Genomic DNA, 23146 nt, shown 5'->3' on the forward strand with positions numbered 1-23146 from the left:
CCTGTCGGTCATGGTTACTGGAGGCCGCGCAAGGCGGCCATCGGGCTGTCGAACAGCTGCAAGCCTGGTAAGCCCAGCGCGTTCAGTTCGGCCTTATGGAGAAGGACCGCGGCGCCTCCCAGGAGTTTCGGCGCATCGACATCGCGCAGTGCACGGCCCAGTGCCGGAAGGTCGGGATGGCCGCCGAGGTGAAGTACCAGCGCGCGTGGTTGCAGCTGTGCCATGGCTTGGCGCAGCTGCCGGGGTTCGACCGGCCACTCGAGGATTTCCAGCGCATGGCCATTGCTGCTCAACAGCCAGGCGCACAGCCAGAAACTGGCGTCGAAAGGCGTATCGTCGGTGCGGGCGAGCAGCACCCCAGGGCCAGGCTGCGAATGGCTGTCGTGGTACACCCGGGCGCCCAGCTTGCTGCGCAACCAGGTCTGGAAGAAGGCCTGCTCCAGGCGTGCGTCGAAGTGCGTTCGCCAGCGCTGGGCCAAGGTGTCGAGCAGGGGCAGGAGCAGGTGTTCGCACACGGTCAGTGCGGGGTAGAGGGCCATGGCCTGGTTCAGCAGCTGGTCCAGCGGGCGTTGGGCCAGGCGGCCTATGGCCTCGACCACCTGCTCGATCCGCGCGCCCCATTCGCCCTGCAGTGCAGGCGTGGCATTGGCGCTGTGATCCAGCAGCTCGCGCACCTGGCTCACGGCGGCGCCTCGCTCCAGCCAGCGCAGGATGGCCTGGACCCGCTGCACCTGCTCCTGTGGATAAAGCCGATGTCCCTTTGGCGTGCGCTGGGGCTTGATCAGTCCGTAGCGGCGCTCCCAGGCCCTCAAGGTGACCGGGTTGACACCGGTCAGGCGGGCTACCTCGCCGATGGGCAGCAGTTCATCAGATGGCATTGCGCAGTCCCATGGCTTCGGGATGGGGGTGCAGGTAGGCCTGTTGCGCCAGGTAGGGGGCGGGGTGATTGCGCAGGTGATGCCTGAGCAGGGTCAGGGGCACCACCAGTGGCACCACGCCTTTCTGGTACTGGGTGATGAGCTGCTGCAGTTCGGCCTTGTCTGCCGGACCGAGGTCATTGCGCAGATAACCGCTCAGGTGCTGCAGGACATTACCGTGGGTGCCCCGGCTGGCGCAGCGGCGCAGGGCCTGCATCAACTGGTGGAAGTAGCGCTGGCCCAGCTGTTCGGGGTCGTCGTCGCGGCTCATGGTGCCGAGCAGGCGACCGAGCGTGCGGTAAGCGTGGGGGTTGTGGGCCATCAGCAGGTACTTGTAGCGGGCGTGGAAGCGGATCAGCGCGCCGCGGCTCAAACCCTGGCGTCGCTGTTGCTGCCAATCGGCATAGGCATAGACGCGGGCAATGAAATTTTCCCGCAGGATCGGATCGTGCAGGCGGCCCTCCTCTTCGACCGGCAAGTCGGGACGACGGGCACAAAAAGCGGCGGCGTAGGCGCCGCGCCCGGCCTGGTGGGCCGGGCGTCCGTCCTCCTGGTAGACCTTGACCCGCTCCAGGCCGCATGAGGGTGACTTCTGCATGAAGATATAGCCGCAGATGTCATCGAGCTCGTCGGCCATCTGCTCGCCATAGGCCCGCAAGGGGCCGGCCAGGTCGGTCGCGCCGTTGCGCGTGCCGGTGACCACGGGATGCTCCGGGTCGCCAACCAGGCGGATGGGCTCGCGGGGCGTCCCCAGGCCGATGGCGACCTCGGGACACAAGGGAACCCAGTCGAAATGTTCCTGGAGCAGTTCAAGGCACAGGGCGGAGGCCTTGTGCCCGGCGTTGTAGCGCACGCTGAGGCCGGTCAGGCAGGCGCTGATGGCCAGGCGCGGCTTGGGCTCGAAAGGGGAGGCGTTCATCGCTGTCTCCGGAATGACCTGTACAGGTGGCACGGTTTGTACAGGTCAATTCCAGCACAGATAAAAACTTATACAAGGAATTTTTTTGTATAGGTTTGTCGACCCAATCACTCAAGGTGTTCCAGCAGGCGTTTGGCCGCCTCCTGGCCGCTGAGCCACGCGCCTTCCACTCGTCCCGACAAGCACCAGTCGCCACAGGCATACAGCCCTAGGTCGGCATCGGCCAGAGCGCCCCATTCGTGGTTGCCGGCCGGGCGGGCGTAGAGCCAGCGATGGGCAAGGGCGAATGTCGGGGCAGGAACCACGCAACCGACCAGTTCGGCGAATTCGCCCCATAGCTGTTCGATCACTTCTTCCTTGGGCAGGTCGATGTGCTGCTTGCTCCAGCTGGAGGTGGCATGCAGCACCCAGGTGTCGAGGTGCTCGTCGCGACCAGGCTTGCTGCGGTTGCGGGCGAGCCAGTCGAGCGGGTTGTCCTGCACGAAGCAGCCTTGCATGGGGGTGTCGAGCGGCGTCTCGAAACCCAGGGCGATCGCCCAGGTCGGCTCCATCTGCACCCCCGCGGCGACCGCTGCGAGTTTCGGGGTTGCGGCCAGCAATGGCGTGGCCTGTGGCGCCGGCACAGCGATCACCACCCGGCTGAATGGGCCATGGCTGCAGCCTTCGGTGTCCTGCAGGTGCCAGTATTGCTTGCCACGGAACACCTCGGCGATGCGGCAACCGAAGTTGACCGTGACGTCCTTGAGCAGGCCTCGAGTAATCGCACTCATGCGCGGCACGCCGACCCAGCGGATCTGCTCGTCGGGGGAGGGGGTCAGCTCGCCGTCGCGGTAGTTGTACAGTTGTGGCTTCCACTGCGCGGCCCAGCCATCGGCGACCCACTGCTGGACCTGCTCGACGAAGCGCCGGTCACGGGCCGTGAAATACTGGGCGCCGAGGTCAAGCGCACCAGCCTCGCTGCGCTTGCTGGCCATGCGTCCCCCGCTGCCGTGGCCTTTGTCGAACAGATGGACGGTCTGCCCGGCCTTTTGCAAGGCCTGGGCGGCGGACAGGCCGGCGATGCCGGCACCGATGATGGCGATAGGTACTGTCATGATGGCCTCTTCGAACCTTGCTATGCGCAGCCTACGCTGCCAGGCAAACCTGTACAATGCACAATGTTTGTATAAGGTTATTCCGCTCGATAGGCAGGTTGGCCTATGGTTATCCGAGAGCGTTCGGTCAAAAAAGTGCCTTGATCTTAAAAATAGACCACGGCCGCCAACTGTGAGGACACAGCCATGCATATATTGCTGACCGGCGGTACCGGCCTGATTGGCCAACACCTGTGCCAGTTCTGGCGAGGGCAGGGGTATCGCCTGACGGTGTGGAGCCGCCGGCCCGAACAGGTCGCGAAAATCTGTGGTACGGGCGTGCGTGGCGTCGCACGGCTGGACGAGATTGCCGCGGACGATACGGTGGATGCGGTGATCAACCTGGCGGGCGCGCCGATCGCCGACCGGCCATGGACCGCGGCGCGACGTTCGCTGCTCTGGGCCAGCCGGGTCACGCTCACCGAGCAGTTGCTGGCCTGGCTGGAAGGGCGCGAACAGCGTCCCGGGGTATTGCTCTCTGGGTCGGCGGTGGGTTGGTATGGCGACGGTGGCGAGCGTGAGTTGACCGAAGCCTCGCCGCCGGTAAAGGAGGACTTTGCCAGCCAGCTGTGCATCGCCTGGGAAGAAACCGCCCTGCGTGCCCAGGCCCTGGGCATGCGCGTGGCCCTGATCCGCACCGGCCTGGTGCTGGCCGCCGATGGCGGCTTTCTGTCGCGCCTGCGCCTGCCCTACAAGCTGGGCCTGGGTGGGCCGCTGGGCGATGGCCGGCAGTGGATGCCCTGGGTGCACATCGACGATCAAATCGCCCTGATTGATTTTCTCTTGCACACCAACGACGCCAGCGGTCCTTATAATGCCTGCGCGCCGGAGCCGGTACGCAACCGCGAGTTCGCCAGGCGTCTGGGCCGCGCCTTGCACCGCCCGGCGTTCCTGCCAATGCCGGCGCTGCTGCTCAAGGCCGGGCTCGGCGAGCTCTCGACGCTGCTGCTCGGCGGTCAACGGGCGCGCCCGGTGCGGCTGCTGGCCGCGGGCTTCACGTTCCGCTTCAACGATCTGCAATCGGCCCTGGACAATCTGTCCAGCCGCCTCTGACATAGGACGCTGCATGACCGATCACGCCCTGCTGCTGGTCAACCTGGGTTCGCCGGCTTCTACTTCGGTCGCCGACGTGCGCCGTTACCTCAACCAGTTCCTCATGGACCCGTACGTGATCGATCTGCCATGGCCGGTACGCCGGTTGCTGGTGTCGCTGATTCTGATCAAGCGGCCGGAGCAGTCGGCCCATGCCTACGCGTCGATCTGGTGGGACGAGGGTTCGCCGCTGGTGGTGCTGACTCGCCGCCTGCAGCAGGCGATGACCGCCCATTGGCCCCATGGCCCGGTGGCAATCGCCATGCGCTACGGCGAGCCGGCGCTACCCGAAGTGCTGGAGCGCCTGGCCGCCCAGGGGGTTCGCAAGGTGACCCTGGCGCCGCTTTATCCACAGTTCGCCGACAGCACCGTGACCACCGTCGTCGAGTTGGCTAAGCAGACCATCGCCGAGCGCAAGCTGCCCCTGCAAACCCGCATCCTGCAGCCGTTCTACGAGCACCCCGACTATATCGAGGCCTTGGCCGCCAGTGCCCGGCCATACCTGGAGCAGGATTACGACCACCTGTTGCTGAGCTTCCATGGCCTGCCTGAGCGACACTTGAAAAAGCTCGATCCTACCGGCAACCACGACTTCCAGGCCGCCGACTGCTGCAAGGACGCCAGCGCCGAGATGAAAGCGGTGTGCTATCGCGGCCAGTGCCTGGCCACGGCACGGGCATTCGCCACGAAGATGGGCATTGCGCAGGGCAAGTGGTCGGTGTCGTTCCAGTCGCGACTGGGGCGGGCCAAGTGGATCGAACCGTACACCGAAACCCGTCTGGATGAGCTGGGCAAGGCTGGGGTGAAGAAACTGCTGGTGATGTGCCCGGCATTCGTCGCCGATTGCATCGAGACGCTCGAGGAGATCGGCATGCGCGGCAGCGAGCAGTTCATCGAGGCCGGCGGGAAAGAGCTGGTGCTGGTGCCGTGCCTGAATGATCACCCGCAGTGGGTGAGGGTGCTGGCGGGGATGTGCGAGAAGGCCTGATCTTCAGGCCGCCTGTACCGGCCTCTTCGCCAATTTACCCGCGAAGAGGCCGGTACAGGCTGAAGCGGGATCAAGGCAACTGATCATCCAGCTTCTTGTTTTTCCAGCCATCGTTGCCCGGCAGGATCAGGTTCAGGGCAATGGCCACCACGGCGCACAGGGCGATGCCCTTCAGGCCCCAGTCGTCCGGACCGTCGCCGCTGCCGATCAACACGCCACCGATACCGAACACCAGGGTCACCGACACGATCACCAGATTGCGTGCCTCGGCCAGGTCGATCTTGTGGCGGATCATGGTGTTCATGCCCACGGCTGCGATCGAGCCGAACAACAGGCAGAGAATGCCGCCCATCACCGGGACCGGAATGCTCTGCAGCAGTGCGCCGAACTTGCCGATGAAGGCCAGGGTGATGGCGAATACCGCCGCCCAGGTCATGATCTTCGGGTTGTAGTTCTTGGTCAGCATCACCGCGCCGGTCACTTCGGCGTAGGTGGTGTTGGGCGGGCCGCCGAACATGCCTGCGGCGGTGGTGGCCAGGCCGTCGCCGAGCAGGGTGCGGTGCAGACCGGGCTTTTTCAGGTAGTCGCGACCGGTCACGCTGCCCACCGCGATCACCCCGCCGATATGCTCGATCGCCGGGGCCAGGGCCACCGGGACGATGAACAGGATCGCCTGCCAGTTGAACTCCGGCGCGGTGAAGTTCGGCAGTTCCAACCATGGGGCGGCGGCGATCTTGGCGGTGTCGACCACGCCGAAGGCGAACGACAGGCCGAAGCCCACCAGCACGCCGGCGATGATCGGTACCAGGCGGAAGATGCCCTTGCCGAACACGGCGACGATCAGGGTGGTGAGCAGCGCCGGCATCGAGATCAGCATGGCGGTCTTGTACGGCATCAGCACGCTGCCGTCGCCACCCTTGCCCATCGCCATGTTGGCGGCGATCGGCGCCATGGCCAGGCCGATGGAGATGATCACCGGGCCGATCACCACCGGGGGCAGCATGCGGTCGATGAAGCCGGTGCCCTTGATCTTCACCATCAGGCCCATGAAGGTGTAGACGAAGCCGGCCGCCATGACGCCACCCATGGTCGCGGCCAGGCCGAACTGGCCCTTGGCGAGAATGATCGGGGTGATGAAGGCGAAGCTCGAAGCCAGGAACACCGGGACCTGGCGGCCGGTCACCAGCTGGAACAGCAAGGTGCCGAGGCCCGCGGTGAACAGTGCCACGTTGGGGTCGAGGCCGGTGATCAGCGGCATCAGCACCAGCGCGCCGAATGCCACGAAGAGCATCTGCGCGCCCGAAACGACCTGACGCCAGAGCGGGTCGTTGAAGCCGTCCTGCATGATCAGGCGTCCTTCTGCTTGGTGCCGAAGATCTTGTCGCCGGCATCGCCCAGGCCGGGAACGATGTAGCCGTGTTCATTCAGGCGCTGGTCGATCGAGGCGGTGTAGATCTGCACGTCAGGGTGGGCTTTTTCCACCACTTCGATGCCTTCGGGTGCCGCGACCAGGACCATGGCGCGAATTTCCCTGCAGCCGGCCTTCTTCAGCAGGTCGATGGTGGCGACCATCGAGCCGCCGGTGGCCAGCATCGGGTCGATGATCAGGGCCAGGCGCTGGTTGATGTCCGGCGCGAGCTTTTCCAGGTAGGTGTGGGCTTCGAGGGTTTCCTCGTTGCGGGCCACGCCCACGGCGCTCACCTTGGCGCCCGGCACCAGGCTGAGCACGCCGTCGAGCATGCCGATGCCGGCGCGCAGGATCGGCACCACGGTGATCTTCTTGCCGGCGATCTTCTCGACCTGGACCTTGCCGCACCAGCCGTCGATCTCGTAGGTCTCGAGCGGCAGGTCCTGGGTGGCTTCGTAGGTCAGGAGCGCGCCGACTTCCTGGGCGAGTTCGCGAAAATTCTTGGTGCTGATATCGGCACGGCGCATCAGGCCGAGCTTGTGGCGGATCAGCGGATGGCGGATCTCACGAGTAGGCATAGAGGGAGGGCTCCGGGAGGCGGGCAAAAAAGTTCTGGTGTCAAGTCCTTTGTGCAAATCACGCAGGACTTGAAACCGTATATGGGACAGTAGGTTAGCTCTTTTCTCGGCCACTTTGGCGCGGTGTGGCTTCGTGGGCTAGGAGCCACATAGGAGCGTTGGGAGAGAAAGCCACATCGCACTGTGTCGTGCTGGATTGCCGAGGGACGGCGGGCTTGTCTTGTCATCATAGCCCAGGCGGCTCTTGGCGGCATCCAGAATGAAGAACGCGCAGCCTTGGGCTGCGCGTTCGATGGATGTTGCTGGGCAGGCTTCGAGGGCCATCACGTCGGCTTGGACGGCACGCTCCGCGTCGTGGTGCCCTTCCTGAATCCCCGATCCCCCGCCATGAACGCCTCCAGCATGTGCGGGATCAACTTCTCGGCATCGACGGCCTCGCCATACGCCTGCGCGTGCAGCGCGGCGTAGCGGTCGAGGTCGGCTTTCAAGCTGGCCGGGCAGGCAAAGGTCAGCTTGACGCTCTCGGTCTTGGGCAGCGGCCCTAGCCGCAGTTTCTTCGTGTTCATTGGGAAGCTCCCCGGTTGAAGAACAGCGGCTGGCACGGCCGCAGCACCAGATCCCGGTTCACGATGACGCGAACCGGCAGGCCCGGCCTAATGGTCAGCGTCGGCTGGATGTCCATGTTGCGCCGGGTGATCTCCTGACCCACCTGATTGATGCTGTCCTGGGCGCTGTCGCGCCCCGCGATGACGATGCGGTTGCCGTCCTGGCGGTTCTCTGGCGCGGCCAACTCGGCGCCTACGCCCAGCAGCGTCGTCAGCACGGCGCCCGCGACGATGCGATTCCAATGCCAGTCCACGTCGTCTTCCAGGCCGGCGTAGCCGGCTGGATCGGTGCCGACAAGGTTGTCGAGCGTCAGCGAGGACGTATCGGGCAGGATGACCCGGTTCCACACCACCTGCACGCGGCTCTGCCCGTAGCTGACCTGGCTGTTGTATTTACCCAGGATGCGCGACCCCTGCGGGATCAACAGGAACTTGCCCGTGGCCGAGTCATAGACCGGCTCCGTCACCGTGGCGATCACGTCGCCTGGCAAGTCCGACTTGATGCCCGTCACCAGCGCGCCCGCAATCACCGTTCCGGCCATGACCTGATACGGCGAGGCCGGCATTTTCAGGTTTCCGGAATTGCGGGTTTCCATAGAGCCGCCTTTCAGGAACGCCTCTTTCTGGTCTTGCCGGTTTTGCACAGCTGTCGGATCGGCAGGCTGGGGCGCCGCCGAGGCCGGCCCAGCCGCGAGCGGGTCGAAGGCCGCGAGCGTGTTGGCAGCACCAGGCACACCCGGCGGCGCCACCGTGGCCGTGGCGGCGGCCTGGCCCTGGCCGCCCGAGCGGAAAAACACCGACGAAGCCGCTGCGGCTTCCGCCTCCTTGCGCAAGGCGTCGTTGGGATCGTGGCCGGGGGCCGCGTAAGCGGCCACGGCGGACTGCTGCGAGTTCACGATGGCCGGGCCAAGATCGCCCGGCAGTGGCGGCCCCAGCTCGGGCACCTTCGGCGGCAGCTTCGAGTAGTCGGACGGCAGGCCGTCCAGCCCTTCGGACTTCGAGACGCGATCGACGTTGTAAAGCTCGGTCTGCTCGCCCGCGCCGCGCCGGTGCGGTTGCAATGACCAGATCGTGGCCCCGAGCACGGCGACCGACAGGCCGCCGACGAGGACGGCCAGCGTGCGCCGGTTCAACCGGGTCACGGCACGCGGCTGGGCGCGAAGCGCCACCGCCTCGGGCGCGACCTTGCCTGCCTGCCGCGTGGCGAGGTCGGGGGTATCGTCCTGGCTCATGGTCAGTTCCTCCGTGCCACGCCATCCGTGCGCTCGATCCGCACCACGTCGCCCTTGTCACCGCCCAGGCGCAACTCTGCCGCGCCAAACAGGCGATCCACGATGTAGTACGGCGAACGGAAGCGGTAGTTCACCAGTTGCCCGTCGCCTTCCGGCCCGATCACGAACAGCGGCGGCAGTTCGCCTTGCGCGATGCCGGCGGGGAACTGGATATAGACCTTCTGCCCGTCGTCGAAAGCGCGCAGCGGCTTCCACGACGGATTGCTGCCGCCGATCGCGTAGCGAAAGCGCAGGTTCTCCAGCGACAGGCCGCTATCCACCGGCGCGGCGGCGCTGGCCGCTTGCGCCTGGCGCTGCAAGGCCAGCATCCGGTCGCGCGGGTACTCCCAGGACACCGACGCCATCCACGTCTTTTCCGTGGAAGTCAGTTCCAGCAGGTACGTCCTCCGGCTGGTGATGATGACCAGATTGGTCTTGAGGCCCGAGCGGATCGGCTTGACCAGCACGTTGACGCGCAAGTCGGCACCGCTGCCGCTGGACGTGTCGCCCACGATCCAGCGCACGGTATCGCCGGCGGCCACCGTCACCAGCTCCTCGCCCGGCTGCAAGGCAACCATCGTCACCCGGCCCACGGCCGCATAGACCTGATACAGCGCGCCATCGGTGAAGGGCCACACCTGAATCGCGTTGACGTAGCCCTCGCGCGTGGGCGCGACACGCGCCTCGGCATTGGCGCGTGAAACGCGCACCTTCTCGTCGGCCGGCTCGGGCGTGGGCTTGGCGTCCTCGGCCTCGGGTGCCGGCATCAACTGCGCCGGCATCGGCAGCACCTCGGGCACGGCCACAACCTCCACGGGCGCGGGCGGCTCCGGCATCGGCTGGGCCTGCACCGGCACCGGCTCATCGAGCGAGATGGTCGGCGGCGGCTTGCCTTGCGTGGCGCAGCCCGCCAGGGCAACAAGCATCAACGGCAAAGCGTAAAAGCGGAAAGACAGGTTCATGGTTTTGCTCCTTCGGAAGAATCCAGCTCGCGGCTCCAGGAAAGGCCGTTGACGTAGATGCCCAGCGGGTTCTTGCGCAGGCGTTCTTCGGTGCGCGGCGGCTGGAGCACGATGGACACCACGGCCGTCCACCGTTCCAGGCCCGCCGCAGCGCCGTTGACGTAGCGGCGTTCCGTCCAGCGCACGTTGAAAGACGTGTCGCTGGCACGCACGACGCTGGTGATCTGCACCGTCACCGACTCCTTTCCGATGCGCGCGAACGGGTCGTTGACCCGCGCGTAGTCGTTGAGCACGGCCGCGCCTTTGTCGGTCGTGTAGTCGTAGGCGTCCAGCCAGTTCTGGCGGACGACGATGGGGTCGATGGACAGCGAGCGCACCAGCGTCACGAAGCGCGCGATGTGGTGCGCCGTCTGCGCATCGTTGGGCCGGTACGGCGTGGCGGCTTCGCCCACGGCGCGCACCTGGCCCGCGTTGTCCACCTCCACGACGTAGGGCGTGACGATGGATTGCGCCGAGCGCCACACCAGTCCGCCGGCCATCAGCAGCGCGAGCGTGAGGCAGCCGAAGGCCATGAATCGCCAGTTCTTGGCCTGGACGCGGGCCGAGCCGATACGGTCGTCCCACACCTGGCCGGCGGTTTGGTACGGCGTGGCAGGCTGCGGCGTGTCGGCGTAGCGCACCTGCGGTTTCTTGAATCGCATGGTCAGTTCTCCTTGTGAATCGCGTCAGTCGTCGGAGCCGCGCAGGCTCGGGCCTTGCCCGGAGCCGCCGCCGTCGCCACCGCGCAGCGCGTGGGCAGCGGTGGTCGCGGCGTGGGTGAGCTGCTGGCGGCGATGCAGCCGCTTGGCCCAAGCGGGCTGCTCGGGCGCCTGTGCAGCGGCAGCGCCTGCCGGCGCTTCGCTGGTGGCGGCCTGGCCGGCTGACGCGCCAGCGTCGCCGTTCCAGCCCGCGCGGAACGGTGCGGCCATGCGCTGCCCGGCAGCGGAAGCGCGGGATGCGGCAGCGCGTCCGGCAGACTGCGCGCCGGTCTTGGCGACGTTGCCCAAGCCCGCCATCGCGCCTTTGGCACCGCCGCCGGCGGCAGCGGAACCCGCCTGGAACGCCGACTTCGCGCTGCCAGCCGCCGACGTGGCGGCACGCGCGCCGCTGCCGGCCAGCTTGGCGGCAGCCGGGGCCATGCGCGCGCCAGCGGCCACCGCGCCGCCCACGCCCGTCGCGGCAGCACCGACAGCCACTGCCGTTCCGGCCGCGCCGACGGCGGCACCGGCCATCGCGCCCGCGCCGAGCTGGGGCGCGCCGGACACAAGGCCCGTGGCGATGCCGGGGCCGAAGATCCCGAGCGCGAGCAAGGTGAGCGAGGCCAGCATGATGACCAGCGCGTGGTCGATGTTCGGCTCGGCGGGGTGGACTTGGAACTGCGCGAACAGGCCCGAGCCGATGCCGACGATCACAGCCAGCACCAGCACTTTGATGCCAGCGGCCACGACGTTGCCCAGCACCTTCTCGGCGAGAAAGCTGGTCTTGTTCCACAGCGCGAACGGCACCAGCACGAACCCGGCGAGCGTGGTCAGCTTGAACTCGATCAGCGTGATGAAAAGCTGGATCGCCAGCACGAAGAAGCACAGCACCACGACCAGCCACGCGAGGAACATCACCACGATGGGATCGAGATTGGCGAACACCTCGGGGAAGCCCGCCATCTCGCCGATCTGCTCCAGAATCGGCGCCCCGGCGTCGATGCCGGTCTTGGCGAGCCGGCCCGGCTGCAAGAAGTTCTCCATCGTGATGGCCGAGCCGGTGGCGGTGATGCCCAGCCCCGCGAACGAGCGGAACACGATGCTGGCCAGCCAGTTGAAGTTGTTGAGGATGTAGGCGAAGGCACCGACGTAGAGCACCTTGCGCAGCAGCTTGGCGATCACGTCATCGCCTTGGCCGGTGGCGTGGCTCATGGCCCAATACAGCCCGGCGATCGTCATGTCGATGACGATCAGCGTGGCCGTGAGGAACGCCACTTCGCCGCGCAGCAGCCCGAAACCCGAGTCGATGTAGGTGGCGAAGGTGTTGAGGAACTGGTCGATGATGGTCACGTCATTCATGGCGTGCCCTCCGGTTCCTCGAAGCTGGGCGGGATCGGCGGCAGGTCGGCCAGCGTCTGGTATTCATCCGGCCCGGCCTCGCCGGAAAAGAAGCGCCGCCGGAAGGCTTCGGCGGCGGCGCGGCAAGCGTCCTCGCCCGTGGCCTGCCGGTCGGCCGCGCATTGCGCGCGCAATGCCTTGAGCCGCACGCGATCGGCGGCCAGGGCATCGGCGAGGTTGTCGGCCGGCTGCTCGCCGCAAGCGGCCAGCAGCACGGCACCAAGGACGAGGACGCATCGCATGGCGGCCTCCTGTCAGTCGCGGTAGAAGTTGACGGACTGCGGCGTGTACGGCGTGCCTTCCCCGAGGAAGCGCCGCCGCACTTCGCGGGCGCGCTCGGTGGCCGCCGCCTGCCGCGCCAGTTCCAGCGAGGCGGCCCGGTCTTGCGTGATCTGGAGCCGCTGCGACTGGATCGACTGCTTGGCCTGCAAGGCGAGCAACTGGTTCATGGCCTGCATCGCCTGCAACGCGCCTTGCGCCGACTGGCTCTTGCCGACCAGATCGGCCAGCACGCTTTCGTCTTCGCCCAGGTTCTGCGACACCTGCGCCTGCATCTGCATGGTGGTCTGCAAGCCGCCCAGCGTGTTCTTCCACCGCTCCTGGGCGTCGCGGTACATCTGGTCGCCGCTGACGGTGGCGGCGTACTGCTCCGGGTACAGGCGGGCAAACTCCCGATCCAGATTCGTCACGTCGTAGGCCAAGCCTCGGGCCTGGGCGATCAGCCGCTCGGTCGTCGCCAGGTTGGCGCGCAACTGGCCGACCACGCTGGATGGAAGGCTGGCGAGGTTGCGCGCCTGGTTCATCAGCATTTGCGCTTCGTTCTGGAGCTGGCGAATCTGGTTGTTGATCTGCTCCAGCGTGCGGATCGCGGTCATCGTGTTCTGCACGAGGTTGGTGGGGTCGATCACGACCCATTGCGCATGGGCAGTGGCGGTGCAAAGCATGGCCGCGATGGCAGCGGCGACAAGGCGCTTCTTCATGGCAGGATCTCCTGTGGTTGGTCAGCGAGGGAATCCGGCGCGAGGCCGGGGAACGAGGGCAGCAGGTCAGCCGCCCAATCGAGGCCGCGATGGCGCAGCCAGGCACCCGCGAAGCCGGGCGTGCCGGCGTCCAGCAGCACGCGGTCTATGTCGCGCTGGTCTTGCGGCGTGGAAGCGCCCGCGAAGGCCAGCGTCGCCGCCCCCAGGTCGAGGTCGAACAGGCGGTTGCCGAGGCGGGATTGGTAGTAGTAGTCGCGCTTGGGTTGCGCGGTGGCGACGATCTCGATCTGGCGCGAGTTCAACCCGAAGCCCTCGTAGATCGTGCGAATCTGCGGCTCGGTCGCCTGCGGGTTCGGCAGGAAGATGCGGCTTGCGCAGCTCTCGATGATTGCGGGCGCGATGCTCGAATCCTTAATGTCCGCGAGCGACTGCGTGGCGAAGATCACCGACACGTTTTTCTTGCGCAGCGTCTTGAGCCACTGGCGGATGCGCGCGGCAAACACCGGGTCATCCAGGAACAGCCACGCTTCATCGAGGATCAGCATCGTGGGCGCACCGTCAAAGCGTTCGTCAAAGCGCGCAAAGAGGTAATGCAGCACGGCCATGACGGCGGCCTTGCTGTGCATCAGCTCCTCCATCTCGAAACCCTGCACGTCCGCCATGCCCAGCCGGTCGTGGTCGGCATCCAGCAGCTTGCCGTGCGCGCCGCCCAGCACATAGGGCGCGAGCGCCTGGCGCAGCGCGTTCGATTGCAGCAGCACCGACAGGCCGGTCATCGTGCGCTGCTCGACGGGCGCACCGGCCAAGCTGCCCAGCGCCGACCAGATGGCGGCTTTCTCGTCCGGGCCGACTGCTACGCCTTCATGCAGCAAACGGCCTTCGATCCATTCGGCGGCCCAGGTGCGGTAGCCTTCGCGGTCAATGCGGGCGAGCGGCTGGAAGGCGATTTCGCCGTCCGTGCCCAAGTCGTAGTGCTCGCCGCCAAGCCCGAGGATCGTGGCGCGCATCGAACGCCCCATATCGAACGCGAAGATGCGCGAGCCGAGGTAGCGGCGGAACTGCATCGCCAGCGTGGCGAGCAGCACTGACTTGCCCATGCCCGTCGGGCCGGCCACCAGCATGTGGCCCACGTCGCCATCGTGCGTGACCAAGCGAAACGGTGTGGCGCCATCGGTGCGCGTCACGATGAGAGGCGGGCCGTCCAGATGCGCGTTGCGCTCGGGGCCGGCCCACACGGCCGACACCGGCATCATGTGCGCCAGGTTCAGCGTCGAGACGATCGGCTGGCGCACGTTGGCATAGGCGTTGCCGGGGAGCGAGGACAGCCACGCATCCACGGCATTGAGCGTTTCGGAGATGGTCACGAAGCCCCGGCCCTGGATGACGCGCTCCACCATGCGCAGCTTCTCGTCGGCTGCGGCCGGGTCGGCATCGAGCACCGTCACCGTGGCGGTGAGGTAGCCGAAGGCGACTTGATCACTGCCCAGCTCCTGCAACGCGGCATCGGCATCGGTCGCCTTGTTCGAGGCATCCGTGTCCACCAGCGGCGACTCCTGTTGGAAGATCGTTTCGCGCAGCAGCGCGATGACGTTCTTGCGCTTGGCGAACCACTGGCGGCGCAGGCGGGCGAGGTCTTTTTCCGCCTCGGATTTGTCCATGCAGAGGAAGCGCGTACTCCAGCGATACGCAAATCCGAGGCGGTTGAGGTCGTCCAGAATCCCCGGCCAGGTCGAGGTCGGAAAGCCCCGCACCGACACCACGCGCAGGTGCCGGTCGCCCAGCATGGGGGCCAGGCCGCCAACCAGCGGCGAGTCGGCCAGCAGCGCGTCGATGTGGAAAGGCACCTCGGGCACACCGACGCGATAGCGTCGCGTCGAGATGGTCGCGTGCAGGTAGGTCAGGGTCTGCGCGTCATCGAGCCAGGCAATTTCCGGCATGACGCCATCGAGCTGGTCAAAGACCCGATCCGTTTCCGCGACGAAGGCTTGCAGCCGCTCGCGCCAGTCCACGCCATTCGTCGGCGTGTTCTCGTAGAGCATCTTGGCGGCACGAGCGCGCGATTCTTCAGGCGGCAGGTACACCAGCGTCAAGTGATAGCCGCTCTCGAAGTGATGGCCGGTGTCCTCGAAGGCCGAGCGGCGTTCTTCGTCCACCAGCCACGACAGCGCCTCCGGAAACTCTGAGTGCGGGTAGTCCGCGGCGGCGCTGCGTTCGGCCTCGATGAACAGCGCCCAGCCCGATCCCAGCCGGCGCAGCGCATTGTTCAAGCGGGCCGACGTGGCGATCAGCTCGCCTTGCGTGGCACTGTCGAGGTCAGGCCCGCGAAACCGGGCCGTGCGCTGGAAACTGCCGTCCTTGTTCAAGACGACACCCGGCGCGACGAGCCCGGCCCACGGCAGCCAATCGGCGAGCAAGGCCGGGCGCTGGCGGTATTCGGCGAGGTTCAGCATGGCGGCGTCCCCTCACACGTCCAGCAGCGGGCGGTGCTTGATGTGCCGGGCGAACACGGCCATGAACTGCGGATCGACGCGCGCACCCCATACCGCCAGCGAATGGCCGACGATCCAGAGCACCACGCCAGGAATCCACAGTTGCAGGCCCAGCCCGACGGCGGCGGCCAGCGTGCCGTTGGCAATCGCCACGGTGCGCGGTGCGCCGCCCAGCAAGATCGGCTCGGTGAGCGAGCGATGCAAAGGCACCTCGAACCCGGCCGCGAAGCTATCCGGGCCGCTCATACGACAGCCCCGCCCGAGAACGAAAAGAACGACAGGAAGAAGCTCGAAGCCGCGAACGCGATGGACAGGCCGAACACGATCTGGATCAGCTTGCGAAAGCCGCCCGACGTGTCGCCGAAGGCGAGCGCGAGGCCCGTGGCAATGATGATGATGACCGCGACGATGCGCGCCACCGGCCCCTGAATCGACTCCAAGATCGACTGCAACGGGCCTTCCCAGGGCATCGAGGAACCAGCGGCCTGCGCGGTGCCAGCCAGGAACAGCAACAGCGCGGCCAGCAGCAGCCCTCGCCCCGCAGGGCGGGCCAGGCAGCGCAGCCGTGCAAGGCGCAAAGCCGGATTTACGGAAACACGGAAAGCAGGAATGGTCATCTGCGTCATAGCAGTTCTCCAGGTTGGTCAGGGGACGAGGAAGTCGCCGCAGCGGGTGCGGCATCAGGGATCGGCGGCAGCTCGGGAAACGGCGTTTCCAGCGCGTCCACCAGTTGGTAGCCCACGCCGTCGAAGCCGACGATGCGGGCGATGTTCTCGATGCGGCGCTTGCGTCCGCGCCCGGCGATCTGGATCACCACGTTGACCGCCTCGGCGATCAGCGCACGCGGCGGATTCACCGCCACTTCGAGAATCAGTTGCTCCAGGCGCAGCAACGCGCCCAGCGCGGAGCCGGCGTGGATCGTGGCGACGCCGCCGGGGTGGCCGGTGCCCCACACCTTGATGAGATCCAGCGCCTCGGCACCGCGTACCTCGCCGACGACGACGCGATCAGGTCGCAGGCGCATGGACGAGCGCACCAGCTCGGTCATGGACACCACGCCGGAGCGCGTGCGCAGCGGAACGTGGTCGCGGGCCGCGCATTGCAGCTCCACCGTGTCTTCGAGCACCAGCACGCGGTCGCCCGTGGCAGCTATCTCGGCCAGCAGCGCGTTCGCCAAGGTCGTCTTGCCGCTGCTGGTGGCCCCCGCGATCAGGACGTTCTGGCGCTCGCGCACGGCGCGCACCAAAAAGCCCGCCTGGGCGGCGGTCATCATTCCGTCCACGACGTACCGCTCCAGCGGGATCACGCCGATGGCGCGCTTGCGCAGCGCGAAGGCCGGCCCCGGCGCGGCTGGCGGCAGGATGCCCTCGAAGCGTTCACCGGTTTCGGGCAGTTCGGCGGACAGCAGCGGCTGGCCGCGATGCACCTCCGCGCCGACGTGGGCCGCGACCAGGCGGATGATTCGCTCGCCATCGGCTTCGGGCAGCTCCACGCCCATAGGCGCGCGGCCCGACGACAGGCGATCCACCCAAAGGGTGCGGTCAGGGTTGAGCATGATTTCCACCACGTCGGGGTCTTCGAGCGCGGTGGCGATCAGCGGCCCCATTGCCGTGCGCAGCATCTGGATGCGCCGGTCGAGCGACGTGGCACTCATGGATTGGGAAACGGCGCTCATGACGCACGCTCCTGCGCATCGGCGGCTGCCGCCGCGTCCTCCATCCGCACCGAATCGGGATGCAATTCCTCCACCACGTCGCGCACCAGGCTGCGCCCACGCATCAGGTGGCGGCCAAGCTGCTCGGTGAACTGCTCGAAACGCGCCTTGCCCAAGGCGCGGGCCGCCTCTTGGTGCGCCTCGGGAACCGGCGTGCTGACGGTCAGGTAGTAGCGGATGAACAGCGCCAGCGTCTCGATGGCGATGCTCTGGTCGCGCTCCATTCGCTCGGCCTGGCGCGAGAGGCGATCAAGGCGCTTGGCGATGGCCGCCTCGCGCTGGTCGGCCGCGTCCGGCGACAGCCAGGACGCCAAGGCAGCGGCGACGATGCTGGACTTGGACACGCCTTTCTTGGCGGCCAGTTCATCGAGCCGCTGGGCGTGCTCGGGCTGGATAAAGAGGTTCAGGCGATAGTGGCTCATAGCTCGATTCCGTCGTTGGGGTCGAGGGACGCCAGCCGGGCCGTGCGCTGCATGGCCGGATCAAGCTGGCGAGGAAGGGGAAGCGGCAGGTCGTCGTCGTCATCGAGCAGGCCGAGGTCGGCCGCGGGCGCGGCCAGCTCGGGGTCGTAGGCGACGGCCTCAGTTAGCTCGGGCTGACGGCGCGGGCCGCCGTCGTCGGCCGACGCCCGGAAGCCTTCGGCGGCATCGGCCGCAGGCGCGGCAGGCACGGCAGGAATCGCCAGGCCACTCCAGTCGTCGGGGCGCAGTGGCGGCGCGTCGGCGTACCGGCCGTCCGCCAGCTCGGGCGGCGGCAGCACGCGCTGCTTGAAATTGGCGTCGGCGTAGTAGCGCAGCTTCCGGGCCTTGATCGGCGCCATGCTGGACACCATCACTACGGCATCGTCCGGCGGAAGCTGCATCACCTCGCCCGGCGTCAGCAGCGGGCGGGCCGTCTCCTGGCGCGACACCATGAGGTGGCCCAGCCACGGCGCGAGCCGGTGGCCCGCGTAGTTGCGTTGCGCGCGCAGCTCGGTCGCAGTGCCCAGCGTCTCGGAAATGCGCTTGGCGGTGCGTTCGTCGTTGGTGGCGAACGTCACCCTGACGTGGCAGTTGTCGAGAATGGAATGGTTCTGTCCATACGCCTTGTCGATCTGGTTGAGTGACTGCGCGATGAGGAAGCTGCGGATGCCGTAGCCCGCCATGAAGGCCAAGGCTGTCTCGAAGAAGTCGAGCCGCCCCAGGGCCGGGAACTCGTCGAGCATCAGCAGCAGCTTGTGGCGGCGTTCGATGCCGTCGCTGCCGTCCAGCGATTCGGTGAGGCGTCGCCCGATCTGGTTGAGGATCAGGCGGATGAGCGGTTTGGTGCGCGATATGTCCGAAGGCGGCACCACCAGGTACAGCGACACCGGATGCTCGGCCGCGATCAGGTCGGCGATGCGCCAGTCACAGCGCGAGGTGACTTCGGCCACCGTGGGATCGCGATACAGGCCGAGGAACGACATGGCGGTGCTTAACACGCCGGAACGCTCGTTGTCCGACTTGTTGAGCACTTCACGCGCCGCCGACGCGACTACCGGATGCGGCCCCTCGCCCAAGTGGGGCGTGGTCATCATTCGATGCAAGGTCAGCTCGAACGGGCTGGCCGGGTCGCTGAGGAAGTTGGCGACGCCGCGCAGCGTCTTGTCTTCGCCCGCGTAGAGCACATGCAGGATCGCGCCGACCAGCAGCGCGTGGCTGGTCTTTTCCCAATGGTTGCGCTTCTCCAGCGCGCCTTCGGGATCGACCAGAATGTCCGCGATGTTCTGCACGTCGCGCACTTCATGCGCGCCGCGCCGCACCTCCAGCAGCGGGTTGTAGGCCGCCGACTTCGCATCCGTGGGGTTGAACAGCAGGCAATGCGAGAAGCGCGAGCGCCAGCCTGCGGTGATCTGCCAGTTCTCGCCCTTGATGTCGTGGATGACGGCGGACGCGGGCCAAGAAAGCAGCGTCGGCACCACCAGGCCGACGCCCTTGCCCGAGCGCGTGGGTGCGAACGTCAGGACATGCTCTGGCCCCTCATGGCGCAGGTACTGGCGGTCGTGCTGGCCGAGGAACACGCCCTCTGGCTGCGTGAGGCCCGCCTTGCGAATGTCATGCGCGTTCGCCCAGCGGGCCGATCCGTAGGTCGTGACAAGGCGTGCCTGCCGCGAGCGCCAGACCGACATGGCAATGGCGACGGCCACGGCGACCATGCCACTGCTGCCAGCGATGGCTCCGCCGGTGTCGAAGATTTCCGGGGTATAGGCGCCGTAAGAAAACCACCACTCAAACAGCTTCCACGGGTGATAGATCGGCGTGCCAAGAAGATCGAACCAGGGCGAGCCAAGGCGTACTTGATAGCCAAGGGCTGCTGCTGTCCATTGTGTGGCACCCCACACTCCGGCGATCACGATGCCGAATACCACGGCGATCTGACCGAACAGCACGTTCGTCCCTTGCATGACCTGGCCTCCGATTTCTCCTGCGCCGATTCCTCATGGAAAAAGCGGCACAAGGACGTGCCGGAGGCGTCAGGATCGGTGCCGCGTCAGTGCCGGTCAAAGACCGTTTTAAGCAGAAAGATCGAGCAAAAAGAAAGAATTAGCGCGGTGGCGAGCCAACGAAAAACGTCGCAAGCGCAGGCGCGTTGCGGCGTGTCGGTCAGGAAATCCAATATTCGTGGCGAAGCGGCCACGATCAAAACTTAGGCGGCTCCTTCGGCGGTGTGTAGGGCGTTTCCCCGTCGCCATAGAACCGCTTGCGCGTGGCCTCGGCCACCCGGTTGCACAACACGTCGCCCAGCTTGGGGCGGTCGGTCTTGCACTGCTGGCGCAGTTCCTTGAGCCGTTCGGGGTTGGCCGCCAGCTCTTCCACTGTCGGGATGTTGGCTGCGGAACCGGCGGACTTCTGTGGCCCATCGGACTGGCCGCAGGCAGTCAACACGGCAACCAGCAAGAATGGGATGATCTTCTTCATGGCGTCAGTTCCTCCGGGTGATCGGGATTACGGCCTCGTATGGGCCTGGGGGTTTCCGGCTGTTCGATGGCCTGTGCGCGCTCAATAAACCGCGCCAACTCGTCGGACGGATCTCCGTCCAGCCGCAACAGATAGGTCGTGAGGGGCGACACGCGCGAAGCTAGCGGCCGGGCCACTACACCCGGCTCACGGCTGGCGGCAATGTGTGCACTGCCTGCTAGGCCGAGCGCAAAACCGGCCGAGACTAGGGCCATCATCAGGTCGGTGGACGAAACCCTCTCTGCAATCAGTGGCTCCACATCCGCACGGCGCAACACCCGTTCAACTTGCTTGGCATGGCCCTCACATGCCTGTGGATCGCACAGAACCAGTGGATAGCGAAGCAACTCATCCAAGGGGATGCGCTTGTGGGCCAGAAGCGGATGCCGAGCTGGCACGGCCACCATCAGCGCATCGCTCCATGCGGGCGTGGCGACGATACCGTCGCCCACTTCGTCGGATTGAGCAAACCCTACGTCATACAGATCGCTATGCAGCCCCTTGATCTGTTGCGATAGGGGCACCTCGAAGAACCGGATTTCGACCTCGGGTTCTTCCTGGCGGCAAAGTACGAGCAACGCAGAAAGGCGCGACGGCGTGATGCCGTCGGACAATGCCACGCGCAACTGGCCATGAAAACCGTTTGCTGCCGCTTTCACGCTATCGCGTGCCTGCTCCAAGGCGGAGAGCACGCGGCGCACGTGCTCCAGAAACAGCTCGCCCGCACGGGTCAGCCGAGTGCTGCGCGTGGTGCGGGCAAACAGCATCACGCCCAGTTCTTCTTCCAGTTCCTTGATGGCCCGTGACAGTGGAGACTGCTCGATGTGCAGCCGCTCGGCAGCGCGGGCGAAATGGAGTTCCTCAGCAACCGCAATGAAGCAGCGCAAGTGACGAAGTTCCATAGTCTTGTCCTTCCATGATCCATGTTGATTCGGGGGACGAGATGCACGCCTGCTGTAGCACCAGTCGAGCTGAGGCCAAATATTGAATAAACAATTATACATGTGTTCATATATTAGTCAAAGAAGCCTGCACCGTGCCGTGGTGATGTTCGATTGTGAGGAGATGAATGGTGCAAGCTGCACGAGGGCCAATGGGCATCGTGGAGGCCGCTTGCCAAAATAGTGCGAGCCCCACCGGGGCTCGCGAGATGCGGAAGGTGCTATGCCTTCAGGGGGAAAGCCCGAATCAGGCTGGGTTGATTTCCAGCGCGCCGCGGTTGATCTGGTCGCGCTCCATCGACTCGAACAAGGCACCGAAGTTACCTTCGCCGAAGCCCTCGCGGTAGTTGCCCTTGCGCTCGATGAACTCGAAGAACACCGGGCCGAGCAGCGGCTCGGAGAAGATCGGCCTCACGCTCACGGCCTACCTGAACGTGCGTCTCGAAAAGCACTCCGACTCGCACAAGCGCAATCCCATGGACGTGTTCCGCGCGTCGGTCCAGAAATGGCCGGAGGTCGTGGAATGCCATGCGCTGACCGGCGACATGGACTATCTGCTGCGGGTGGTCGTCAGGAACATGGCTCACTACTCTCGCTTCGTGCTCGACACGCTGCTCAAGCACCCCAGCGTGCAGGACTGCAAGACAAGCTTCGTGCTGGATCGGGTAAAGAGCACCACGGCCTTGCCCTATGAGCATTCGGCCGATTGGTGTAGCGGGGATGCAAATAGCGCTTGACCTTCCAACCGTGGCAAGGACCAGACTTCAAACACCCCAACCCGAAAGGAGTTTTCCATGCAATTCCATCTCGAAGACATGACCTGCGGCGGCTGCGCCCGCACCGTTACGAAAACGATCCAAACGATCGACCCCAACGCCAAGATCGTCACGGACCCGCCGACCCGCCGTGTCGAGGTCCAGACCTCGGCCTCGCAAGAGCAGATCGCCGCGGCCCTGAGCGAAGCTGGCTTCCCGCCGCGCGCGCAGTAACACCGCGTCGTGGCCGGCCTGCACACAGGACGGCCGATGCGAGCACGTGCGCTGCGCCGTACCTGGCGCGGCGCTCAGTGCATCCCAAGGTAGGCGACCTTGGCCCACATCCACAGGGCCATCGCCACCATCATCAGGTTCTCGGTCAGGGACACGAAGCCCAGCGGCACGTTGCTGTCCCCGCCCACACAGGCGCACTTGAGTTCCCGGCGATCGACATAGACCGCCTTGAAAACCGACACGGCCCCGACGGTCCCGATGAACAGCGCCAACGGAATCGACACCCACATCCCCACGCCCGCGACCATCAGGACGCCTGCGATGGCCTCCGCGAACGGGTAGAAATAGGCATACCGAACCCAGCGCTTGGCCAGCAGGTCGTAGTTGAGGAACATCGTCGCGAAGCCGTCCACGTCCTTGAGCTTCTGCAGCGCCAGGAGACACATGGCAAAGGCCACGAACCACTCTGCCGCCTGAATGCTCCAGAGCTGGCCGAAGGCCGCCCAGCTCGCCGCCAGCGCCATCGCGGCCGCCATGGCGAACAGCGCGATCACAGGGGTGTAGGTCACGGCGTTCTTGTCCTTCACGGACATGCCGAAGAATTTGCGCAGGTCGTCGTAGCCGCCCACGCGCCGCCCGTTTATGAAGACCTGGGGCGTGGTCTCGACGCCATGCTCCTTCTTGAACGCATCCGTCTGCTCGCGGCTCGCCAAGTGTTTGTCCTCGACCTCGTAGCCCTTGCGGTTGAGCAGATCGAGCGACTTCAGCCCGTAGGGGCAGGTATGGCCGGGCATGACCATCCGGTAGAGCGTGGCTTGTTTGGGCGCAGACATGCTGGACTTCTCCTGTGGGACTTTTCATGGGCCGGCCGCAGCGCCGACTATCACGGATTGAAGGACTTTGACGACATTTCCAGCCTAACCGGCGGTGGTGCAAGGGGGTGTAGGCATCTGGCTCCCGGGGCGGTCGTCAGGCTGCAACGCCGTCAGTCCTCCGTCTGCCAGAGCAACCCCGCCGCAGGCCGGCGCGCCCGCGGCGGCACGCTGGGTC

General features: G+C 66.1%; 26 protein-coding genes and 1 pseudogene. 5 read left to right on the plus strand and 22 right to left on the minus strand.

What is annotated here, in order from left to right; all coding sequences use genetic code 11:
• Window positions 1-14: 14 nt before the first annotated feature.
• The 3 genes from N7422_RS15500 to N7422_RS15510 all read right to left on the minus strand — a co-directional run bounded on the left by N7422_RS15500 (window position 15) and on the right by N7422_RS15510 (window position 2930).
• Entirely contained in the window at window positions 15-878 is an 864-nt protein-coding gene (locus tag N7422_RS15500) for a MerR family transcriptional regulator (protein WP_279807354.1), read from the minus strand.
• The gene (locus N7422_RS15505) at window positions 868-1836 is read right to left on the minus strand and encodes a DUF523 and DUF1722 domain-containing protein (protein WP_279807355.1); all 969 of its coding nucleotides are present in this window, start codon (window positions 1834-1836) and stop codon (window positions 868-870) included. Before N7422_RS15505 ends, N7422_RS15500 begins: the two co-directional genes overlap by 11 nt.
• A gap of 107 nt (window positions 1837-1943) precedes the next feature.
• On the minus strand, window positions 1944-2930 hold the full coding sequence (locus N7422_RS15510; protein WP_279807356.1) for an NAD(P)/FAD-dependent oxidoreductase: 987 nt from the start codon (window positions 2928-2930) through the stop codon (window positions 1944-1946).
• Window positions 2931-3116: 186 nt separating this feature from the next.
• Here N7422_RS15510 and N7422_RS15515 point away from each other — a divergent pair, with 186 nt between their 5' ends.
• Both N7422_RS15515 and hemH read left to right on the plus strand, forming a co-directional pair.
• A complete protein-coding gene (locus N7422_RS15515) occupies window positions 3117-4022 on the plus strand; it encodes a TIGR01777 family oxidoreductase (protein ID WP_279807357.1) in 906 nt (301 codons plus the stop codon).
• A gap of 13 nt (window positions 4023-4035) precedes the next feature.
• A complete protein-coding gene (gene hemH, locus N7422_RS15520; RefSeq protein ID WP_279807358.1) occupies window positions 4036-5049 on the plus strand; it encodes a ferrochelatase in 1014 nt (337 codons plus the stop codon).
• Between the two features lie 70 nt (window positions 5050-5119).
• Here hemH and N7422_RS15525 read toward each other — a convergent pair whose 3' ends face one another.
• The 15 genes from N7422_RS15525 to N7422_RS15595 form a co-directional block, all read right to left on the minus strand.
• A complete protein-coding gene (locus tag N7422_RS15525) occupies window positions 5120-6394 on the minus strand; it encodes a uracil-xanthine permease family protein (RefSeq protein ID WP_279807359.1) in 1275 nt (424 codons plus the stop codon).
• A 2-nt stretch (window positions 6395-6396) separates the two neighbouring features.
• Entirely contained in the window at window positions 6397-7035 is a 639-nt protein-coding gene (gene upp, locus N7422_RS15530; protein ID WP_279807360.1) for a uracil phosphoribosyltransferase, read from the minus strand.
• A gap of 323 nt (window positions 7036-7358) precedes the next feature.
• On the minus strand, window positions 7359-7601 hold the full coding sequence (locus N7422_RS15535; protein ID WP_008786880.1) for a DUF2274 domain-containing protein: 243 nt from the start codon (window positions 7599-7601) through the stop codon (window positions 7359-7361).
• Window positions 7598-8872, minus strand: a complete 1275-nt coding sequence (locus N7422_RS15540) for a TrbI/VirB10 family protein (protein ID WP_008786881.1) — start codon at window positions 8870-8872, stop codon at window positions 7598-7600. The genes N7422_RS15535 and N7422_RS15540 overlap by 4 nt, the downstream gene beginning before the upstream one ends.
• 2 nt (window positions 8873-8874) lie before the next feature.
• The gene (trbG, locus tag N7422_RS15545) at window positions 8875-9873 is read right to left on the minus strand and encodes a P-type conjugative transfer protein TrbG (RefSeq protein WP_008786882.1); all 999 of its coding nucleotides are present in this window, start codon (window positions 9871-9873) and stop codon (window positions 8875-8877) included.
• Window positions 9870-10574, minus strand: coding sequence for a conjugal transfer protein TrbF (trbF, locus tag N7422_RS15550; RefSeq protein WP_008786883.1), 705 nt, complete (start codon window positions 10572-10574; stop codon window positions 9870-9872). Before trbF ends, trbG begins: the two co-directional genes overlap by 4 nt.
• Window positions 10575-10598: 24 nt before the next feature.
• Window positions 10599-11969 (minus strand): P-type conjugative transfer protein TrbL, encoded by a 1371-nt coding sequence (trbL, locus tag N7422_RS15555; protein ID WP_021221531.1) that lies wholly within the window; start codon window positions 11967-11969, stop codon window positions 10599-10601.
• On the minus strand, window positions 11966-12250 hold the full coding sequence (locus N7422_RS15560; protein WP_008786757.1) for a hypothetical protein: 285 nt from the start codon (window positions 12248-12250) through the stop codon (window positions 11966-11968). Before N7422_RS15560 ends, trbL begins: the two co-directional genes overlap by 4 nt.
• A 12-nt stretch (window positions 12251-12262) precedes the next feature.
• Window positions 12263-12988, minus strand: coding sequence for a P-type conjugative transfer protein TrbJ (trbJ, locus tag N7422_RS15565; protein ID WP_008786756.1), 726 nt, complete (start codon window positions 12986-12988; stop codon window positions 12263-12265).
• Window positions 12985-15438 carry a conjugal transfer protein TrbE gene (gene trbE / locus N7422_RS15570; RefSeq protein WP_008786755.1) on the minus strand — a complete coding sequence of 818 codons (2454 nt, stop codon included), beginning with the start codon at window positions 15436-15438 and terminating at the stop codon, window positions 12985-12987. The genes trbJ and trbE overlap by 4 nt, the downstream gene beginning before the upstream one ends.
• 12 nt (window positions 15439-15450) lie before the next feature.
• The gene (locus N7422_RS15575) at window positions 15451-15723 is read right to left on the minus strand and encodes a VirB3 family type IV secretion system protein (protein WP_008786754.1); all 273 of its coding nucleotides are present in this window, start codon (window positions 15721-15723) and stop codon (window positions 15451-15453) included.
• Window positions 15720-16103: a TrbC/VirB2 family protein gene (locus tag N7422_RS15580; RefSeq protein ID WP_008786753.1), complete on the minus strand. Its 384-nt coding sequence runs from the start codon at window positions 16101-16103 to the stop codon at window positions 15720-15722. Before N7422_RS15580 ends, N7422_RS15575 begins: the two co-directional genes overlap by 4 nt.
• On the minus strand, window positions 16100-17152 hold the full coding sequence (gene trbB / locus N7422_RS15585; RefSeq protein ID WP_019396556.1) for a P-type conjugative transfer ATPase TrbB: 1053 nt from the start codon (window positions 17150-17152) through the stop codon (window positions 16100-16102). The genes N7422_RS15580 and trbB overlap by 4 nt, the downstream gene beginning before the upstream one ends.
• Window positions 17149-17613: a CopG family transcriptional regulator gene (locus N7422_RS15590; protein WP_008786751.1), complete on the minus strand. Its 465-nt coding sequence runs from the start codon at window positions 17611-17613 to the stop codon at window positions 17149-17151. Before N7422_RS15590 ends, trbB begins: the two co-directional genes overlap by 4 nt.
• Window positions 17610-19613: a conjugal transfer protein TraG gene (locus N7422_RS15595; protein WP_019396555.1), complete on the minus strand. Its 2004-nt coding sequence runs from the start codon at window positions 19611-19613 to the stop codon at window positions 17610-17612. Before N7422_RS15595 ends, N7422_RS15590 begins: the two co-directional genes overlap by 4 nt.
• Between N7422_RS15595 and N7422_RS15600 the strand changes: the two genes are divergently transcribed.
• Window positions 19608-19859 (plus strand): hypothetical protein, encoded by a 252-nt coding sequence (locus N7422_RS15600; protein ID WP_124014400.1) that lies wholly within the window; start codon window positions 19608-19610, stop codon window positions 19857-19859. The genes N7422_RS15595 and N7422_RS15600 overlap by 6 nt on opposite strands.
• Here the strand turns inward: N7422_RS15600 and N7422_RS15605 are convergent.
• The 3 genes and pseudogenes from N7422_RS15605 to N7422_RS15615 all read right to left on the minus strand — a co-directional run.
• Entirely contained in the window at window positions 19849-20127 is a 279-nt protein-coding gene (locus N7422_RS15605; RefSeq protein WP_008786748.1) for an EexN family lipoprotein, read from the minus strand. The two genes, N7422_RS15600 and N7422_RS15605, sit on opposite strands and share 11 nt — an antisense overlap.
• Entirely contained in the window at window positions 20124-21068 is a 945-nt protein-coding gene (locus N7422_RS15610; RefSeq protein ID WP_008786747.1) for a LysR substrate-binding domain-containing protein, read from the minus strand. Before N7422_RS15610 ends, N7422_RS15605 begins: the two co-directional genes overlap by 4 nt.
• 286 nt (window positions 21069-21354) lie before the next feature.
• Window positions 21355-21513: pseudogene (locus tag N7422_RS15615) on the minus strand (4-hydroxyphenylpyruvate dioxygenase); the annotation flags it as partial.
• Between N7422_RS15615 and N7422_RS15620 the strand changes: the two are divergent.
• Together N7422_RS15620 and N7422_RS15625 are read left to right on the plus strand one after the other, a co-directional pair.
• The gene (locus N7422_RS15620) at window positions 21470-21844 is read left to right on the plus strand and encodes an Lrp/AsnC ligand binding domain-containing protein (RefSeq protein WP_008786746.1); all 375 of its coding nucleotides are present in this window, start codon (window positions 21470-21472) and stop codon (window positions 21842-21844) included. The pseudogene N7422_RS15615 and the gene N7422_RS15620 sit on opposite strands and share 44 nt — an antisense overlap.
• Before the next feature lie 57 nt (window positions 21845-21901).
• A complete protein-coding gene (locus tag N7422_RS15625) occupies window positions 21902-22096 on the plus strand; it encodes a heavy-metal-associated domain-containing protein (RefSeq protein WP_003821167.1) in 195 nt (64 codons plus the stop codon).
• Between the two features lie 74 nt (window positions 22097-22170).
• On the opposite strand, the gene N7422_RS15630 is transcribed toward N7422_RS15625, so the two are convergent.
• Complete coding sequence (locus tag N7422_RS15630) at window positions 22171-22929, minus strand: glutaredoxin (RefSeq protein WP_008786745.1); 759 nt, start codon at window positions 22927-22929, stop codon at window positions 22171-22173.
• Window positions 22930-23146: the final 217 nt, after the last annotated feature.

The organism is Pseudomonas sp. GD04091, from assembly GCF_029836165.1.
Taxonomy (GTDB): Bacteria; Pseudomonadota; Gammaproteobacteria; order Pseudomonadales; family Pseudomonadaceae; genus Aquipseudomonas.

Coding starts and splice junctions, on each gene's coding strand:
- N7422_RS15630 (WP_008786745.1), bottom strand. CDS start 22,929: ATGTCTGCGCCCAAACAAGCCACGCTCTACCGGATGGTCATGCCCGGC.
- trbL (WP_021221531.1), bottom strand. CDS start 11,969: ATGAATGACGTGACCATCATCGACCAGTTCCTCAACACCTTCGCCACC.
- trbF (WP_008786883.1), bottom strand. CDS start 10,574: ATGCGATTCAAGAAACCGCAGGTGCGCTACGCCGACACGCCGCAGCCT.
- trbE (WP_008786755.1), bottom strand. CDS start 15,438: ATGCTGAACCTCGCCGAATACCGCCAGCGCCCGGCCTTGCTCGCCGAT.
- N7422_RS15505 (WP_279807355.1), bottom strand. CDS start 1,836: ATGAACGCCTCCCCTTTCGAGCCCAAGCCGCGCCTGGCCATCAGCGCC.
- N7422_RS15560 (WP_008786757.1), bottom strand. CDS start 12,250: ATGCGATGCGTCCTCGTCCTTGGTGCCGTGCTGCTGGCCGCTTGCGGC.
- N7422_RS15575 (WP_008786754.1), bottom strand. CDS start 15,723: ATGAGCGGCCCGGATAGCTTCGCGGCCGGGTTCGAGGTGCCTTTGCAT.
- N7422_RS15500 (WP_279807354.1), bottom strand. CDS start 878: ATGCCATCTGATGAACTGCTGCCCATCGGCGAGGTAGCCCGCCTGACC.
- N7422_RS15620 (WP_008786746.1), top strand. CDS start 21,470: ATGAACTCGAAGAACACCGGGCCGAGCAGCGGCTCGGAGAAGATCGGC.
- trbG (WP_008786882.1), bottom strand. CDS start 9,873: ATGAACCTGTCTTTCCGCTTTTACGCTTTGCCGTTGATGCTTGTTGCC.
- N7422_RS15605 (WP_008786748.1), bottom strand. CDS start 20,127: ATGAAGAAGATCATCCCATTCTTGCTGGTTGCCGTGTTGACTGCCTGC.
- N7422_RS15590 (WP_008786751.1), bottom strand. CDS start 17,613: ATGAGCCACTATCGCCTGAACCTCTTTATCCAGCCCGAGCACGCCCAG.
- N7422_RS15540 (WP_008786881.1), bottom strand. CDS start 8,872: ATGAGCCAGGACGATACCCCCGACCTCGCCACGCGGCAGGCAGGCAAG.
- N7422_RS15525 (WP_279807359.1), bottom strand. CDS start 6,394: ATGCAGGACGGCTTCAACGACCCGCTCTGGCGTCAGGTCGTTTCGGGC.
- trbJ (WP_008786756.1), bottom strand. CDS start 12,988: ATGAAGAAGCGCCTTGTCGCCGCTGCCATCGCGGCCATGCTTTGCACC.
- N7422_RS15610 (WP_008786747.1), bottom strand. CDS start 21,068: ATGGAACTTCGTCACTTGCGCTGCTTCATTGCGGTTGCTGAGGAACTC.
- hemH (WP_279807358.1), top strand. CDS start 4,036: ATGACCGATCACGCCCTGCTGCTGGTCAACCTGGGTTCGCCGGCTTCT.
- N7422_RS15580 (WP_008786753.1), bottom strand. CDS start 16,103: ATGACGCAGATGACCATTCCTGCTTTCCGTGTTTCCGTAAATCCGGCT.
- N7422_RS15515 (WP_279807357.1), top strand. CDS start 3,117: ATGCATATATTGCTGACCGGCGGTACCGGCCTGATTGGCCAACACCTG.
- N7422_RS15510 (WP_279807356.1), bottom strand. CDS start 2,930: ATGACAGTACCTATCGCCATCATCGGTGCCGGCATCGCCGGCCTGTCC.
- trbB (WP_019396556.1), bottom strand. CDS start 17,152: ATGAGCGCCGTTTCCCAATCCATGAGTGCCACGTCGCTCGACCGGCGC.
- N7422_RS15625 (WP_003821167.1), top strand. CDS start 21,902: ATGCAATTCCATCTCGAAGACATGACCTGCGGCGGCTGCGCCCGCACC.
- upp (WP_279807360.1), bottom strand. CDS start 7,035: ATGCCTACTCGTGAGATCCGCCATCCGCTGATCCGCCACAAGCTCGGC.
- N7422_RS15595 (WP_019396555.1), bottom strand. CDS start 19,613: ATGCAAGGGACGAACGTGCTGTTCGGTCAGATCGCCGTGGTATTCGGC.
- N7422_RS15535 (WP_008786880.1), bottom strand. CDS start 7,601: ATGAACACGAAGAAACTGCGGCTAGGGCCGCTGCCCAAGACCGAGAGC.